Annotated in this window: 12 protein-coding genes; 8 read left to right on the forward strand and 4 right to left on the reverse strand. The window is 71.4% G+C overall.

Features of this window, described 5'->3' with window-relative positions; translation table 11 throughout:
• The first annotated feature begins 114 nt into the window (after positions 1–114).
• Positions 115–2,826, forward strand: coding sequence for a DNA polymerase I (gene polA, locus E6R60_RS34120; protein WP_136330598.1), 2,712 nt, complete (start codon positions 115–117; stop codon positions 2,824–2,826).
• A 26-nt stretch (positions 2,827–2,852) separates the two neighbouring features.
• On the opposite strand, the gene E6R60_RS34125 is transcribed toward polA, so the two are convergent.
• On the reverse strand, positions 2,853–3,722 hold the full coding sequence (locus E6R60_RS34125; RefSeq protein ID WP_136330599.1) for a DUF4184 family protein: 870 nt from the start codon (positions 3,720–3,722) through the stop codon (positions 2,853–2,855).
• 187 nt (positions 3,723–3,909) lie between these two features.
• On the opposite strand from E6R60_RS34125, the gene E6R60_RS34130 reads away from it, so the two are divergent.
• The 3 genes from E6R60_RS34130 to E6R60_RS34140 all read left to right on the forward strand — a co-directional run bounded on the left by E6R60_RS34130 (position 3,910) and on the right by E6R60_RS34140 (position 6,976).
• Positions 3,910–5,625, forward strand: a complete 1,716-nt coding sequence (locus E6R60_RS34130) for a lytic murein transglycosylase (RefSeq protein ID WP_136330600.1) — start codon at positions 3,910–3,912, stop codon at positions 5,623–5,625.
• Positions 5,626–5,764: 139 nt separating this feature from the next.
• Positions 5,765–5,902: an SPW_0924 family protein gene (locus tag E6R60_RS34135; RefSeq protein ID WP_136330601.1), complete on the forward strand. Its 138-nt coding sequence runs from the start codon at positions 5,765–5,767 to the stop codon at positions 5,900–5,902.
• A 72-nt stretch (positions 5,903–5,974) separates the two neighbouring features.
• A complete protein-coding gene (locus tag E6R60_RS34140; RefSeq protein ID WP_136330602.1) occupies positions 5,975–6,976 on the forward strand; it encodes a DUF3068 domain-containing protein in 1,002 nt (333 codons plus the stop codon).
• Here the strand turns inward: E6R60_RS34140 and hrpB are convergent.
• Together hrpB and E6R60_RS34150 are read right to left on the reverse strand one after the other, a co-directional pair.
• Positions 6,963–9,464, reverse strand: coding sequence for an ATP-dependent helicase HrpB (gene hrpB / locus E6R60_RS34145; protein WP_136330603.1), 2,502 nt, complete (start codon positions 9,462–9,464; stop codon positions 6,963–6,965). The genes E6R60_RS34140 and hrpB overlap by 14 nt on opposite strands.
• Positions 9,465–9,513: 49 nt before the next feature.
• Complete coding sequence (locus tag E6R60_RS34150) at positions 9,514–10,326, reverse strand: class I SAM-dependent methyltransferase (RefSeq protein ID WP_136330604.1); 813 nt, start codon at positions 10,324–10,326, stop codon at positions 9,514–9,516.
• Positions 10,327–10,725: 399 nt separating this feature from the next.
• On the opposite strand from E6R60_RS34150, the gene rpsA reads away from it, so the two are divergent.
• Positions 10,726–12,240, forward strand: a complete 1,515-nt coding sequence (gene rpsA, locus E6R60_RS34155) for a 30S ribosomal protein S1 (RefSeq protein ID WP_136330605.1) — start codon at positions 10,726–10,728, stop codon at positions 12,238–12,240.
• 102 nt (positions 12,241–12,342) lie between these two features.
• Here the strand turns inward: rpsA and E6R60_RS34160 are convergent, their stop codons facing one another.
• Complete coding sequence (locus E6R60_RS34160) at positions 12,343–13,305, reverse strand: right-handed parallel beta-helix repeat-containing protein (RefSeq protein ID WP_136330606.1); 963 nt, start codon at positions 13,303–13,305, stop codon at positions 12,343–12,345.
• Positions 13,306–13,637: 332 nt separating this feature from the next.
• Here E6R60_RS34160 and E6R60_RS34165 point away from each other — a divergent pair, with 332 nt between their 5' ends.
• The 3 genes from E6R60_RS34165 to coaE all read left to right on the forward strand — a co-directional run.
• On the forward strand, positions 13,638–15,161 hold the full coding sequence (locus E6R60_RS34165) for an FAD-dependent oxidoreductase (RefSeq protein ID WP_206309590.1): 1,524 nt from the start codon (positions 13,638–13,640) through the stop codon (positions 15,159–15,161).
• Positions 15,162–15,243: 82 nt separating this feature from the next.
• Complete coding sequence (locus tag E6R60_RS34170; protein WP_206309587.1) at positions 15,244–16,182, forward strand: PAC2 family protein; 939 nt, start codon at positions 15,244–15,246, stop codon at positions 16,180–16,182.
• A gap of 31 nt (positions 16,183–16,213) precedes the next feature.
• Positions 16,214–16,484: dephospho-CoA kinase (coaE, locus tag E6R60_RS34175; RefSeq protein ID WP_136330608.1), on the forward strand; the 271-nt coding region annotated here is incomplete at its 3' end.

The following is a 16,484-nucleotide window of genomic DNA, read 5'->3' on the forward strand; positions in this document are numbered from 1 at the left end:
TCCTTCTCCTCGATCCTGGCACGCGGCGGGGGCGGGGCGCCCGCCGTGCGGTGCCCGGGTGGCGGCGGGCGGCGGCCGGTCCGGATTGTCAGTGGTACGTGGCAGGATCGGGGTGTGGCTGAGACGGCATCGAAGAAGACGGCAGACAACCGACCGCGCCTGCTCCTGATGGACGGGCACTCCCTGGCGTACCGGGCGTTCTTTGCGCTGCCTGCGGAGAATTTCACGACGGGGGCGGGACAGCCGACGAACGCGGTGTACGGCTTCGCGTCGATGCTCGCGAACACGCTGCGTGACGAGGCGCCGACGCATTTCGCGGTGGCGTTCGACGTGTCGCGCAAGACGTGGCGTTCGGAGGAGTTCCCGGAGTACAAGGCGAACCGTTCGAAGACGCCGGACGAGTTCAAGGGCCAGGTCGAGCTGATCGGTGAGCTGCTGGACGCGATGCACGCGGACCGTTTCGCGGTCGACGGCTTCGAGGCGGACGACGTCATCGCGACGCTGGCGACGCAGGCCGAGGCTGCCGGGTTCGAGGTGCTGATCGTCACCGGTGACCGGGACTCGTTCCAGCTGATCACGGACCATGTGACGGTGCTGTACCCGACCAAGGGCGTGTCGGAGCTGACGCGGTTCACCCCGGCGAAGGTCGAGGAGAAGTACGGACTCACCCCGCAGCAGTACCCGGACTTCGCGGCGCTGCGCGGTGACCCGTCGGACAACCTTCCGGGCATTCCCGGCGTGGGGGAGAAGACGGCTGCGAAGTGGATCAACCAGTTCGGTTCGTTCGACGAGCTGGTGGCGCGGGCCGACGAGGTCAAGGGCAAGGCGGGGCAGAATTTCCGCGACCACCTGGACGCGGTGCGGATGAACCGGCGGCTGACCGAGATGGTCCGTGACGTGGAGCTGCCGAAGACCCCGTCCGATCTGGAGCGCGCTCCGTACGACCGCACGGCGGTCACCGGGGTGCTCGACGTGCTGGAGATCCGCAATCCGAGCCTGCGCGAGCGGCTGCTCGCGGTGGATCCCGGCAGGTCCGAGGACGAGGCCCCGGCGCCCGCCGCGGGCATCGCGCTGGACGGTTCGGTGCTGGGGGCGGGTGAGCTCGCCCCGTGGCTGGCGGAGCACGGAGCCCAGCCGCTGGGCGTCGCCACGGTCGACACCTGGGCGCTCGGCAGCGGCACGGTCACCGAGATCGCGCTCGCCGCGGCAGGCGGGGCCGCCGCCTGGTTCGACCCGGCACGGATCGACGAGGCCGACGAGCAGGCGTTCGCCGCGTGGATCGCGGACGCGGACCGGCCGAAGGTCATGCACAACGCGAAGAGCGTCATGCGCGTCTTCCCGGAGCACGGGTGGCGGACCGAAGGCGTGTCGATGGACACCGCGCTCGCCGCGTACCTGGTCAAGCCGGGCCGGCGTTCCTTCGCGCTGGACGCCCTGGCCGTGGAGTACCTGGGGCGCGAGCTGGCTCCGGCGGCCTCGTCCGACGGCCAGCTGGCGTTCGGCGCGGACGACCAGGCCGAGGCCGATGCCCTGATGGCGCAGGCGCGTGCGGTCCTCGATCTCGGTGACGCGTTCACGGCGCGGCTGAAGGAGGTCGGCGCCGCCGAGCTGCTGCACGACATGGAGCTGCCGACGTCGATCCTGCTGGCGCGGCTGGAGCGGCACGGAATCGCGGCGGACCGGTCCCATCTGGAGGGCATGGAGCAGCAGTTCGCGGGCGCCGTGCAGCAGGCGGTGAAGGAGGCGCACGCCGCGGTGGGCCGCGAGTTCAACCTCGGTTCGCCCAAGCAGCTCCAGGAGGTCCTCTTCGGGGAGCTGAGCCTGCCGAAGACGAAGAAGACGAAGACGGGTTACACCACGGACGCGGACGCGCTGGCGTGGCTGGCCGCGCAGACCGAGCACGAGCTGCCGGTCATCATGCTGCGCCACCGCGAGCAGGCGAAGCTGCGGGTCACGGTCGAGGGCCTGGTCAAGACGATCGCGGCGGACGGCCGTATCCACACCACGTTCAACCAGACCGTGGCGGCGACCGGCCGGCTGTCCTCCACCGACCCCAATCTGCAGAACATCCCCGTGCGTACGGACGAGGGCCGGGCGATCCGCCGGGGCTTCGTCGTCGGCGAGGGCTTCGAGACGCTGATGACGGCGGACTACAGCCAGATCGAGCTGCGGGTGATGGCCCACCTCTCCGAGGACGCGGGCCTGATCGAGGCGTTCACGTCCGGTGAGGACCTGCACACCACGGTCGCCTCCCAGGTCTTCGGCGTCGAGAAGACGGCGGTCGACCCGGAGATGCGCCGCAACATCAAGGCCATGAGCTACGGGCTGGCGTACGGGCTGTCCGCGTTCGGCCTGTCCCAGCAGCTGAACATCGAGGCCGGCGAGGCCCGTGGCCTGATGGACACCTACTTCGAGCGGTTCGGCGGGGTCCGCGACTATCTGCGCCGCGTGGTGGAGGAGGCCAGGGCCACCGGCTACACGGAGACGATCTTCGGCCGCCGCCGCTACCTGCCGGACCTCAACAGCGACAACCGCCAGCGCCGTGAGACGGCCGAGCGGATGGCGCTCAACGCACCGATCCAGGGCACGGCCGCGGACATCGTCAAGGTCGCCATGCTCCACGTCGACCGGGCGCTGACCGAGGCGAAGCTGTCCTCGCGGATGCTGCTCCAGGTCCACGACGAAATCGTGCTGGAGATCGCCCCGGGCGAGCGGGAGCAGGTGGAGAGGATCCTGCGCCACGAGATGGCGACGGCCGTGCAACTGCGGGCGCCGCTGGACGTGTCGGTCGGGGTGGGCTCGGACTGGGAGTCCGCCGCCCACTGACCCGGGCCCCCGGAGGGGCCGTGTGCTCAGTCGCCGGTCCGGCTCGTGTCCCGGGCCGGACCGGCGACGGGGAGCGCGGGTGTGCCTGCGCCCCGGTTCCGCAGCCGCGTCCACACCCCGTACAGGACGAGTCCGACGGCGAGCCCGGCGCCCGCGCCGAAGCAGGCGGTCGGGATGATGTCGAGCGGTGTGCTGACGTGCCCGAAGTACGCGTACCAGCGCGCGCAGCGGTGCACGATGCCCAGCAGCACGCACAGCCCGATGGACGCGGCGGCCCACCACCGCGCCCGGCGGTCCAGGACCGGTACGGACACCGGCGCCGGCCTCGCCCCCGCCCGGCGCAGCCCCGACACGGTGAACCACACGAGCACCGCCAGCGCCAGCGCCGAACTCCCGTACTGCACCAGTTGGAACACCGGGTGGCCGCCCGCGTTCCGCCCGAGCACCGGCACCATCCGCACACCCCACCGGTCGTGGTGGGTGAAGGCGTCCCAGCCGACATGGGTGGCGGCCCCGATGACGGCCGACACGACGAACCACGCACCGTCCCGCAGCCCCAGCGGTCCGCGTTCCGGCGGGCGCCGGGCGCCGCGGACCCACGTGTGCACGCGCCCCTGCCAGGCCACCGGCAGCAGGGCCACGAGGGGTTCGCGCAGCAGCAGCCACAACGCCACGGTCGCCGCGGTGATCAGGACGTCGACCGTGCACACCCCCCACCACGCGTGGGTGACCCGGCCGAACTCCATGGCGCCCGGGATCGCGGTGTCCGCGTAGTACGTCATGTCGGGGGCGAACGATCCGGCGACGAGAGCCGAGGCGAGGAGCGGTCCGCGCCCTGTCCCGTTGCGGCGGATCCCGGGGAGGACGGCTGCGGCGTGGCTGAGCGTGAACGGCATGGGGGGAAGTATGCGTGAGCGGTCGGCACCCACTTTTCACCGACTGGACAACTTGCGGACCGGAAGGTGAGAAACCGGTAAGAAGCGGCAGGGCCGCTGTGTTCCGCGAGCACAAGTTGCCGTAGGGTCGCCTGAGTCCAGGCGCAGGGGAGCGCGGACAGTTGACGAGGGGGAGGGCCCACACGTTATGGCAGCGCAATTCGGTCGCCGACTGCGCAGGGGGGCGACCACGGCAGCCGTGGCCGCTGCCGCTGTGGCCGCTCTTTCCGCCTCGCAGGGCCCCGGTTCGCCTCTGGTGGCGTCCGACAGCGACCAGCCGGCCGCCGGTCCGGCGGGGTCGACGCCCTCGGGCGACGGCGCCGCGTCCGGCAACTCGCCCTACTTCACCGATCTGCCGCCGCTGAACACGCCCAACAAGCCGGGCTCCTCCGTGAATCTGCCCGTCACCGGCAGTGCGGAATCGGGCATACCGGCGTCGGTCCTCGCGGCGTACAAGAAGGCCCAGCAGACCATCGCGGGCACGGACGCCGCGTGCCGGCTCCCGTGGCAGCTCCTCGCCGCGATCGGCAAGGTCGAGTCGGGCCAGGCCCGCGGCGGCCGCGTCGACGCGCAGGGCACCACCTTCTCCCCGATCCTCGGGCCCGCCCTCAACGGCCAGGGCTTCGCCCTGATCAAGGACACCGACAACGGCGCCTACGACGGTGACGCGACGCACGACCGGGCGGTCGGCCCGATGCAGTTCATCCCGTCCACGTGGGCGACCTGGGGCCAGGACGGCAACGCCGACGGCCGCAAGGACCCCAACAACATCTACGACGCGGCGCTCGCCGCCGGGCGCTACCTCTGCGCCGGCTCGCGTGATCTGGGCCTCGCCGCCGACCTGGACCGGGCGGTCCTGAGCTACAACCACTCGGACGAGTACCTGCGTACCGTCCGCACCTGGTTCGAGTACTACAACCACGGCACCCACGAGGTGCCCGACGGCACCGGTGTCCTGCCGGCCGAGTCCAGCACCGGGACGCGTCCGGACACCGGGTCCGGCACCCACGGCAGCAACCCGTCCTCCTCGCCGTCGCCCTCGCCGTCGCCTTCCGGAACCCCGGCCCCGACCCCGACGCCCAAGCCGCCGTCGAAGCCGACCCCCGGTCCCAGCGATCCGGGCAAGGGCCCGGGCGGCACGACGAAGCCCGCCACCCCGACTCCCGAGCCCACGCCGTCCCCGGTTCTCGCCGCCGTGCGGGACGCGGGCACCGGCGAACTGTCCGCCACCGCGGGCGACGCCTTCGCCGAGCGCGTCAAGGTGCGGGCGCAGAGCAACTTCGGCAAGCCGCTCGCCAAGGTGTCCGTGACCTTCACCGTCACCGGTGACACGGACGCCGCGTTCGACGGCGGGAAGCGCACCGCCACCGTCGTGACCGGCGCCGACGGCACGGTCACCGCACCGGTGCTGAAGGCGGGCGAGAAGACCGGTGCGTTCACCGTGCGCGCGACGGCCACCGGCACCGCGCTGCCCGCCGTCACCTACGCGGCGACCGTCACCGCCCGGCAGGCCGACGCCATCGCACGGACGGGAACCGCGGAGCTGACCGCGGTGGCGGGCCAGACGTTCGCCGACGTCACCGCCGCGGCCACGTACAAGGGCGCGGCCGCCGGCCGGGTCACCGTGACCGCCACCATGATCACCGACGACGAGAAGCCGGCCGAGAACGACAAGGGCCCGTACTTCACGGACGACGCGGGGAACCCGGTCCGCACCCTCGTGCTGATCACGGACGCCGACGGCAAGGTGACCCTCTCGCACATCTACGCCGACGGCGCCGCGGGCACGTACAAGCTGCGCCTGAGCACCGAGGGCGGCGCCACCGTCGTCATCGGGCTCACGGTCGAGGCGCCCGCCGCCTGATCCGCGCACAGCACGTGCAGCAGCCCCTTCGCCGGCACCCGGCCAAGGGGCTGTTCCACGTGTTCTCATCTCGCGTCCCGGTTGCTACGGTGCCCCAGTCCTGACGACCCATCAGTTGTGAGCCCACGGGAGGCCGCATATGCGTGCCCTGGTCGCCGCCGCCATCGGACTGGCCGCCGCCCTCGCCCTCGTCCTCACCATCAGCGCGATCGGCGCTCCCCCGGGCGAGACCTCGCCCAAACCCCTGCTGACCACGGTCCCGGGTCCGAAGAACTAGTGCCGTGACCGGCGCGGCCCGCCGGGAGGGGCACCAGCCGTCCGCACCACGGAATGCAGAGGGAGGACACCCATGCGCCGCCGAGCCAGCCTCGTACTCCTGGCCCTCGCCGTCTTCTTCGCCGCACTGTCACCGTTGGTGCGCTGGTACGCCTTCCCGCGGCTGGCGAAGATCCCGCCGAACCAGTACCAGGAGACCGTGCTGGAGGCGCGGCCGGCGACGCTGCTCGACTACAGCACCCTCAAGGCCGAGAAGGTCGACAGGATCACCATCGTGCAGACCCTCAGGGGCAACGTGGAGGAGTCCGAGAAGATCGAGCGCAGCGCCGGCCGCGACGTCGTCGTGTGGGACGCCCTGTCCTACGTCCAGGGGCCCGACGGCAAGATGGTCTCCAAGATCCCCGAGCGGTACATCTTCGACGCGCACAGCCAGGACCCGGTCCACGCCACCGGCGAAATGGTCGACGGCGATCCGGTGAGCCGCGAAGGCATCGAGTTCAAGTGGCCCTTCCTCACGGAGAAGCGCGACTACGAGTACTTCGACGCCCAGACCCGCACCAGCTCGCCCATCCACTACAAGGGCACGCGCGATTTCCGGGGCATGGACGTCTACTACTTCGAGCAGACCGTCCCCTGGACCAAGGTGCCCATGCCCAAGACGATGCCGATCAAGGGCATCACCGCCGGGCAGATCGCCAGCACGGGCGTGACCCGCTGGTACACCACCAAGCGGATGTTCTGGGTCGACCCCGTCACCGGAGCCCCGGTCAACGGCGAGGAGGTCCACAAGGAGGAGCTGCGGAACGCGAAGGCGATGGGCATGGCCCAGGACACCGTCACCGTGTTCGCCGGGCACGTGAAGATGCGCGAGGACTACATCGTCTCCATCGTCGACCTGGTCAGGTCCCAGCGGGTCCTCGTCCTGCTGCTGACCTCCTACCTGCCCTGGGGCTTCCTCACCCTGGGCGGCGGGCTGCTGGCGCTCTCGCTGTGGCTGGAGGCCCGTTCCCGGCGGCCGGACGAGGCGCAGACCCCCGGGCGGGAGGAGTCGGCCCCCGCCCCTACTCCCGCCTGAGCCGCGCCTTCGTGAACCGGGTCGCCTCCACCGTCGTCGGATCCTCCGGCCACGGATGCCTCGGGTAGCGGCCGCGCAGCTCCGCCCGCACCGCCTTGTAGCCGTCGCTCCAGAACGACGCCAGGTCCGCCGTCACCGCCGCGGGCCGCCCCGCGGGCGAGAGCAGATGCACCAGGACCGGCACACCGGCCACCCGCGGGGTCTCCTGGAGGCCTAACAGCTCCTGGAGCTTCACCGCGAGCACGGGCTGGGGCCCTGCGTACTCCACCCTGATCCGGGAACCGCTCGGCACCTCGATCCGCTCCGGGGCGAGCTCGTCCAGCCTGGCCGCCTCACCGGTCGCCCACGGCAGCAGCCGGCGCAGCGCCTGCCCGGCGTCGATCCCGGCCAGGTCCGTGCGGCGGCGGGCCCGTGACAGCTCGGGCTCCAGCCACTGCTCGGTACGGTCCAGGAGCGCCTCGTCCGAGACGTCCGGCCACGGTTCGCCGAGCTCCCGGTGGAGAAACGCCAGCCGCTCGCGCAGCTGCCCCGTGTCCCGGCTCCAGCGCAGCAGCCCGAGGCCCTCCCGCCGCAGCCCCTCCACCAGGGCCTCGCGGACCAGCGCGGGATCCGCCTTCTTCAGCGGGCGCGCCACCAGCTCGACGGCGCCCAGGCGCTCCACCCGGCGGGCCACCACGTCCCGCCCGTCCCAGCGGACCTCCTCGCCCGCGAACCGCAGATGCCCGGCCGCCACGCGTGCCGTTTCCTCGTCGATCACCGCCGCCAGCCGCACCTGCGCCGACGCGGCGTGCGCGGGACGGTCGGCGACCGCGACGGCCAGCCACGGCGCACTGCGCAGCCGGGAGCCGTCCCGCAGCTCCGCTCCGGTGCCGGACGCCATCAGGAACGTCCCCTCGCCCCGGGCCCGCGCCACCCGCTCGGGAAAGGCCAGGGCCGCGACCAGGCCGACGGCGGCGTCGTCCGGACCGGACCCGCCGGCCCCGGCGCCCTTGAAGGAGGAGGACAGCCGCCGCACCTCCTGGCGCCAGCGGGCCGCGTAGGCGTCCTTGCCCAGGCGTGCGGTACGCAACGCGGCGGCCAGGTCGTCGCCGTACTCCCGGGGCGGCTCCTCGCTGAGCAGCGCCACGACCTCCGCGGCCCGCCGGCCGCCCACCTCGGCCGCCCCGTCCAGCAGCGCCCTCGCCAGGCGGGGGTGCAGCCCGAGCCGGGACATCCGCACCCCGCGGTCGGTCACCCGGCCGTCCGCCTCCACCGCGCCGACCGCCGTCAGCACCTCCCGGGCCGCCGCCATCGCCCCGGCCGGCGGCGGGTCCAGCAGCGCGAGCCCCGCGGCGTCCGGATCGCCCCAGCAGGCCGCCTGGAGGGCGAACGCCGCCAGATCGGCCACCTTGATCTCGGGGGAGGGGAACCGGGACAGGCGCCCGTCCTCCGCCTCCTCCCAGCAGCGGTAGACGGTCCCCGGGGCCTCGCGGCCGGCCCGGCCCGCCCGCTGACGGCCCGCCGCCTGCGAGGCCCGGACCGTCGTCAGCGCGCTCAGGCCCCGCGCATGGTCGGTGCGCGGCTCCCGGGCCAGCCCCGAGTCGACGACGGTCCGCACCCCCGGAACGGTCAGCGAGGACTCCGCCACCGACGTCGCCAGCACCACCCGCCGCCCTCCGGACGAGCCGGCCAGCACCGCGTCCTGCACCGACGCCGGGGCCCGCCCGTGCACCTGGAGCACCTCCGCGGCCACCCCGGACAACTGCCCGGCCACCCTGCTGATCTCGCCGACACCGGGCAGGAAGCACAGCACGTCGCCGTCCCGCTCGGCCAGTGCCCGGCGCACCACGGAGGCGACGTGGGTCAGCAGCGCCGGATCGACCCGCATCCCGTGCGGCGGCCGCACCGGCCGCAGCGGCGGGGCCCACACCACCTCCACTGGGTACGACACACCCTCGGCCTCGATCACCGGAGCGTCGCCGAGCAGCCGTGCCCAGCCCTGCGCGTCGGTGGTCGCCGACGCGGCGACCAGCCGGAGATCGGGGCGGATCGCCTCCCGCACGTCCAGCAGGAACGCGGCCACCGTGTCGGCGTCCAGATGGCGCTCATGACACTCGTCGATGATCACCGCGTCGACGCCCGCGAGCTCCTGGTCACGCTGGAGCCGCTGGAGCAGCACCCCGGTGGTGACGACCTCCACCACGGTGTCCGGCCCCACCAGCCGCTCCCCGCGCACGCTGAACCCGACCCGTTCGCCGGCCCGCTCGCCGAGCAGCCACGCCATGCGGCGGGCCGCGGCCCGGGCGGCGATCCGCCGGGGTTCGGCGACCACGACCCGGCGCACCGGGCCGTCGCCGGTCAGCCCGGCCAGGACCAGGGGGACGAGGGTCGTCTTGCCGGTGCCGGGAGGCGCGCAGAGCACCGCGACGCCGCGGTCGTCGAGCGCCCGCCGCAGCGCGGGCACGGCGGTGCGGACGGGCAGCTGGTCCAGTGCGTCGGTATGGATCACGCCCCCAGTCTCGTACGGCGGGGCCCCGCCGTACGCACCGGCGGGTGTCTCAGTCCCGTACGCAGACGAAGATCGCCGTGCCCGGGATCAGGTTGCCGCGCAGGGGCGACCAGCCGCCCCACTCCTGGTTGTTCCACGCCGGCCACTCCGGCTCGACCAGGTCGGTCAGGCGGAAGCCGCCCGCCACCACGTCCCGCACCCGGTCGCCGAGCGTCCGGTGGTGTTCGACGTACACCGCTTCGCCGCGCTCGTCCTGCTCGACGTAGGGGGTGCGGTCGAAGTACGACGCGGCGACGGACAGGCCCTCGGGCCCCGGTTCGTCGGGAAACGCCCACCGGACCGGATGCGTGACGGAGAAGACCCAGCGGCCGCCGGGCCGCAGCACCCGGTGGACCTCGCGGAACACCTGGACCGGGTCGGCGACGAACGGCACCGCGCCGTAGGCGGAGCAGGCCAGGTCGAAGGAGCCGTCCCGGAACGGCAGCACCCCGGCGTCCGCCTCGACGAGAGGGATGCCCTCGCCGATCCGCAGGGCGTGCTGGAGCTGGCGGTGGGAGAGGTCGAGGGCGACCGGCCGGGCCCCCTGCGCGGCCAGCCAGCGCGAACACTGCGCGGCGCCCGCACCGATCTCCAGGACGTCCAGGCCCTTCAGCGACTCCGCGGGGCCGAGCAGGCCGGCCTCGGCCTCGTCGAGCCCCTCGGGGCCCCAGACGAAACGGTCGTCGCCCAGGAAGCCGCCGTGGTCGTTCTGGTACTCGTCCGCGTTGCGGTCCCACCAGCCGCGGCTGGCCCGGCTGCTCTCGGCCTCACCGGCGCTGCGGCGTGTCGCTTCGGGTTCGCCCGCGTAGATCTCTTGGCTCATCGTGTCCGTCGTTGTAGTTTGCCTTCACCCCGTCGTACGCGGTACGTACCAGGGGGGCCTGTGCGTACGGAACCCGTGTGTCCGGAACATCTGCGGGGCCGATGTGGCCTCGGTGAACCCGAGTTGTGCCGGGTATGGGTCGTTCCGCCCTTGGTGTGCGCCTTCGCGCATTGACCGTGCCCTGCTGCCCCCGTATGCTACAAGTTGCGCTGCGAGCCTGCGCGCCTCAGACCTAGCAGGCCGCGCTCGCATCTGTAGGTATGTCCCTCGGTTCACGAGAGGCGCCTCCCGGCTCACGGGATCGGCGCTTCCCAGGCTGTCCGGCTTCTGCAGAGGCGATACGGGCTCTCGGCGTAGCAGTAACTTCGACTCACTGTCCGTACCGGAGCCCTTTCCCACATGACGAGCAGCACCGAGACCACCGCCACCACTCCGCAGGTTGCGGTCAACGACATCGGCGACGCGGACGCGTTCCTCGCGGCGATCGACGAGACGATCAAGTACTTCAACGACGGCGACATCGTTGACGGTGTCATCGTCAAGGTTGACCGGGACGAGGTTCTCCTCGACATCGGTTACAAGACCGAAGGCGTCATCCCGAGCCGCGAGCTCTCGATCAAGCACGACGTCGACCCGAACGAGGTCGTCAAGGTCGGCGACGAGATCGAGGCCCTGGTTCTCCAGAAGGAGGACAAGGAAGGCCGCCTGATCCTCTCGAAGAAGCGCGCTCAGTACGAGCGTGCCTGGGGCACCATCGAGAAGATCAAGGAAGAAGACGGCATCGTCACCGGTACCGTCATCGAGGTCGTCAAGGGTGGTCTCATCCTCGACATCGGCCTCCGTGGCTTCCTGCCGGCGTCGCTCGTCGAGATGCGCCGCGTCCGCGACCTCCAGCCGTACGTGGGCAAGGAGCTCGAAGCCAAGATCATCGAGCTGGACAAGAACCGCAACAACGTGGTCCTGTCCCGCCGTGCCTGGCTCGAGCAGACCCAGTCCGAGGTCCGCCAGACGTTCCTCACGACCCTCCAGAAGGGTCAGGTCCGCTCCGGCGTCGTCTCCTCGATCGTCAACTTCGGTGCCTTCGTGGACCTGGGTGGCGTCGACGGTCTCGTGCACGTCTCCGAGCTGTCCTGGAAGCACATCGACCACCCCTCCGAGGTTGTCGAGGTCGGCCAGGAAGTCACCGTCGAGGTTCTCGACGTGGACATGGACCGCGAGCGCGTGTCCCTGTCGCTCAAGGCGACGCAGGAAGACCCGTGGCAGCAGTTCGCCCGTACGCACCAGATCGGGCAGGTTGTTCCCGGTAAGGTCACCAAGCTCGTTCCGTTCGGTGCGTTCGTGCGCGTCGACGAGGGCATCGAGGGCCTGGTCCACATCTCCGAGCTGGCCGAGCGCCACGTGGAGATCCCGGAGCAGGTCGTCCAGGTCAACGACGAGATCTTCGTCAAGGTCATCGACATCGACCTCGAGCGTCGTCGCATCAGCCTCTCGCTGAAGCAGGCCAACGAGTCCTTCGGTGGCGACCCGGCCTCGGTCGAGTTCGACCCGACGCTGTACGGCATGGCCGCGTCGTACGACGACCAGGGCAACTACATCTACCCCGAGGGCTTCGACCCCGAGACCAACGACTGGCTCGAGGGCTTCGAGGCTCAGCGCGAGGTCTGGGAGACCCAGTACGCCGAGGCGCAGCAGCGCTTCGAGCAGCACCAGGCCCAGGTCATCAAGTCCCGCGAGGCCGACGAGGCCGCTGCTGCCGAGGGCGCTGCCGCCCCGGCCGGCAGCGCTCCGGCTGCCTCGGGCGGCAGCGGTGGCGGCGGTTCGTACTCCTCGGAGTCCGCGGACAACTCCGGCGCCCTGGCGTCGGACGAGGCCCTGGCTGCCCTGCGCGAGAAGCTGGCGGGCGGCCAGAGCTGACGCTCCGACCTCCCGGCCGGTCATCGGCTGCGTTGAGTAGATGACGGTGAGGCCCGCTCCCTTCGGGGGGCGGGCCTCACGCGTGTGTGCGACGCGCCGCTCCTACGGGGTGACGGCGATGTTGGTCAGGCCGTAGCCGCCGGTCACGGTGTTGCTCGCATGAACCGTCGTGGGACAGCTCGTGCCGTAGTTCGTGACGTTGACCGCGAGCCGTTTGTCGCCCGTCGCACCGGACAGGTCCGACACGTTGTCCCTGAAGACGGTCCCGCAGCCCCAGCCGCTCTGCTGGGTGTGCGTCTCGTAGCCGTTGGCGGTCGTGCGGGAGCCGTGGTTGCCCTGGACCAGGACGTCGTTGCCCTTCACGTCGACCCAGGAGTCGTCGTAGTTGGCACCGGTCAGCCCGCTGCCGTCGAAGGTGTTCCCGACGATGCGCGCTCCCGTGGTGCCCTCCTTGATGTCGACGTTCTCGCCGCCGACACCGGGCCCGATGGTGTTGTTCAGGATCTGCACCCGGTCGCTCCGGTCCGACAGGTCGCCCGCCGTGCCGACGTAGACACCCTCGCCCATGCCGCGGCCGTCGTGACCGGTGTCGTAGATCCGGGAGTTCCGGATGATGCCGTCGCTGCTGGACGTACGGAAGTGGACCCCCTCCATGTCCAGGTCGTGTACCGTCACCGCATCGATGATCACGCCGTGGGCTCCGTCGGCCACGATGCCCTTCTGGCCGCCCGCGACGGTGATGCCCTGCACCGTCCAGTACGAGGCGCCGTTGAGGTGCAGTCCGTAGCCACCGCCGGCCGTGAGCACCGCCGCCGCGGAGCCGGTCAGGGTGATGTGCGCGGAGGCCGTGCCGGGGACGAGCGCCTTGAAGTTCCCGGTGTACGTGCCGTCCGCGAGGTGGATCGTCCCGCCGGGGGTGACGCTGGTCAGCGCCGACTTGAGCTGCGCGGCGGTGCTCACCTCGATGACCGTCGCGGCCCCTGCCGTGCCGGCCGAGGCGAGAGTGAGGGTGCCGGTGGCGAGGACGGTGGTCAGCAGGGCGGGGAGCAGGGTGCGGGTGCGCATGGGGTGCCTTCCCGTTGAAGGGTTCAGGACGTTCTCGTACATGAATGTGGGGCGAGTGCCTGAACGTGCTGCCCAGTGACGGTAGGGATGGGGTGTGGGCATGTCAAGGTCTGGACCAATGTCCTGGGGCTCCGGGCGAGGTGAACACAGGGAAACGTGTGGGATACACGAACAGCTGACGGCCGGTAACACACCCTTGTCAGGATCCCGGCAACCTCAAGATCCGAAGGGACCGGGACATGACGCACGCTCCGCACCACTCGCCCGCGACACCGGGCGCGAGCCGCCGTACCTTCCTTCGTCACGTCGGGCTCTCCGGCGGTGCGGGCGCGATGTTCGCCACCATGGGAGCACTCGGCCTCGCCCCCACCGCCCAGGCCGCAGCCCGTGAACCCGCCTTCCGCGCACCCAGCAGCGGCGACTTCCACCTGACGGGAAGGGCTGCCGCCAAGGTGGTCGTCGTGGGAGGCGGCATCGCCGGCCTCGCCACCGCCTACGAGCTCGGCAAGGCGGGCTACGACTGTACGGTCCTGGAGGCCCGCGGCCGCACGGGCGGCCGCAACTTCACCGTGCGCGGCGGGGACTCCACCACCGACATCCACGGCGTCAGCCAGACCGCCCAGTTCTCCGACGGGCAGTACATGAACGCCGGACCCGGCAGGATTCCGCAGTGGATGGTCACCCTCGACTACTGCCGTGAACTCGGCGTTCCCATCGAGGTGTTCACCAACGTGAACGCCAACGCCTATCTCTACAACGAGAAGGCGGGCATGAAGGCTCCGGTGCGCTACCGCACCGCCAAGGCCGACGTGTACGGCTATGTGGCCGAACTCCTCTCCAAAGCCACCGACAAGGGCGCGCTCGACCGGCAGATCACCGCCGACGACCAGGAGCGGCTCCTCGACTTCCTCAAGGACTTCGGCGACATCGGAGATGCCCTCGACTACACCGGGAGTCCCCGCCGCGGATACCGCGTCGATCCCGCGGCCGCCGGAACCCCCGGGGAGGAGCTCGGGTCCGTCCCCTCCGCGTCCGAGGTCTTCGCCAGCGGCGTCGGGCGCTACTTCGCCTTCGAGTTCGAGTACGACCAGGCGATGCTGATGTTCCAGCCGGTCGGCGGCATGGACCGGATACCCGCCGCGCTCACCCGGGCGATAGGGGAGCGCAGGATCCGCACGGGCGCTGCCGTCACCGAGATCACCGACACCGCCCACGGCGTCACCGTCACCTACACCCGGTCCGGCCGCACGCACCGCATCGAGGCGGACTACTGCGTCGCGGCCCTGCCGCCCAACATCCTCGCCAAGACCGCCCACAACCTGGGCCCCGCCGTCCAGACCGCGCTGGAGGCCTGCAAGCCGTCCTCGGCCGGCAAGATCGGGCTGGAGTACCGGAGCCGCTGGTGGGAGAGCGACCACCGGATCTACGGAGGCATCACCGAGACGGACATGGACCTGGCCCACATCTGGTACCCGTCCTACGGGCACCAGGGCCGCCGGGGCACCCTCATCGGGTACTACAACACCGGCTCCAACGCCGACGCGTACGCCGCCCTCACCCCGCGCGAACGCGAGGCGCGGGCCGTGGCGCAGGGCGTGAAGATCCACGGGGAGAAGTACCGCACGGAACTGGCCGCCTCGTTCTCCCACCACTGGCGCCAGACCCCGTACCTGGAAGCGTCCTGGCACTCCCTGGCGGGCGGCCCCGACGCACCGGTCTTCGCACCGCTCAACCGGGCGGCGGGACGGGTCTACTTCGCCGGCGACCACCTGAGCTACGCCGACGCCTGGCAGCACGGAGCGTTCACTTCCGCACGGAAGGCCGTGACGGCACTGCACACGCGGGTACTTGGGTAAACACCATGGGAAGGGGCACGCGCGGGAATGCCCGTGCCCCCCGGGACGTTCTTCTTCAGGAACACAAGGAGGAGCGGTAACCGTGCCTGATCCGCAGAGTTTGTACGAATGGGAGCCGAAGGGCCTGGCTGTCGTCGACATGGCGCTCGCCCAGGAGTCGGCCGGCCTGGTCATGCTCTACCACTTCGAGGGATACATCGACGCGGGTGAGACCGGTGAGCAGATCGTCGACGGGCTGCTCGAATCGCTGCCCCATCAGGTCGTGGCCCGTTTCGACCACGACCGCCTCGTCGACTACCGCGCACGGCGTCCGCTGCTGACGTTCAAGCGGGACCGCTGGGCGGCGTACGAGACCCCGACGCTGGACGTCCGGGTGGTCCAGGACGCGACCGGGGCGCCGTTCCTCCTGCTGTCCGGCCCCGAGCCCGACGTGGAGTGGGAGCGGTTCGCCGCCGCCGTCGAGCAGATCGTCGAGCGGCTCGGCGTCCGTCTCGCGGTCACCGCCCACGGCATCCCCATGGGCGTCCCGCATACGCGCCCGGTCGGCGTCACGCCGCACGGCAACCGCACCGACCTCATGCCCGGCCACCGCAGCCCCTTCGACGAGGCCCAGGTGCCCGGTTCCGCCGCGGCCCTCGTGGAGTACCGGCTGATGGAGGCCGGACGCGACGTCCTCGGCGTCGCCGCGCACGTCCCGCACTACGTCGCCCGCTCCGCCTATCCCGACGCCGCGCTCACGGCGCTGGAGTCGATCACGGCCGCGACCGGACTCGTCCTGCCGACCGTCGCGCACTCGCTTCGCACCGAGGCGCACCGCACCCAGACGGAGATCGAACGCCAGATCGGGCAGGGCGACGAGGAGCTCGTCTCGCTCGTCGAGGGCCTGGAGCACCAGTACGACGCGGTCGCCGGTTCCGAGACGCGCGGCAATCTGGTCGCCGAGCCGGTGGACCTGCCGTCCGCCGACGAGATCGGTCTGGAATTCGAGCGGTTCCTGGCCGAGCGCGAGGGCGACGGCTGACCCCGGCCGGATCCGCACTAGGCTGCCGCCCATGCTGAAAGTGGGCCTGACCGGTGGTATCGGAGCCGGCAAGAGCGAAGTCTCCCGGATGCTCGCCGGATACGGAGCCGTCCTGATCGACGCCGACCGGATCGCACGCGAGGTCGTCGAGCCCGGCACCCCCGGGCTCGACGCCGTCGTCGAGGAGTTCGGCAGCGGCATCCTCACCGCCGAGGGGACCCTGGACCGCCCGAAGCTCGGGTCGGTCGTCTTCGCCGACAGCGAGCGCCTCGCCGCCCTCAACGCGATCGTCCACCCGCTGG

This window comes from Streptomyces sp. A0642 (assembly GCF_004795105.1).
Classification (GTDB): Bacteria; Actinomycetota; Actinomycetes; order Streptomycetales; family Streptomycetaceae; genus Streptomyces.

Excerpts from the sequence above, each read along its gene's own strand:
- E6R60_RS34125 (WP_136330599.1), bottom strand. The coding sequence starts at position 3,722 with ATGCCGTTCACGCTCAGCCACGCCGCAGCCGTCCTCCCCGGGATCCGC.
- E6R60_RS34130 (WP_136330600.1), top strand. The coding sequence starts at position 3,910 with ATGGCAGCGCAATTCGGTCGCCGACTGCGCAGGGGGGCGACCACGGCA.
- E6R60_RS34135 (WP_136330601.1), top strand. The coding sequence starts at position 5,765 with ATGCGTGCCCTGGTCGCCGCCGCCATCGGACTGGCCGCCGCCCTCGCC.
- E6R60_RS34140 (WP_136330602.1), top strand. The coding sequence starts at position 5,975 with ATGCGCCGCCGAGCCAGCCTCGTACTCCTGGCCCTCGCCGTCTTCTTC.
- E6R60_RS34150 (WP_136330604.1), bottom strand. The coding sequence starts at position 10,326 with ATGAGCCAAGAGATCTACGCGGGCGAACCCGAAGCGACACGCCGCAGC.
- rpsA (WP_136330605.1), top strand. The coding sequence starts at position 10,726 with ATGACGAGCAGCACCGAGACCACCGCCACCACTCCGCAGGTTGCGGTC.
- E6R60_RS34160 (WP_136330606.1), bottom strand. The coding sequence starts at position 13,305 with ATGCGCACCCGCACCCTGCTCCCCGCCCTGCTGACCACCGTCCTCGCC.
- E6R60_RS34165 (WP_206309590.1), top strand. The coding sequence starts at position 13,638 with ATGTTCGCCACCATGGGAGCACTCGGCCTCGCCCCCACCGCCCAGGCC.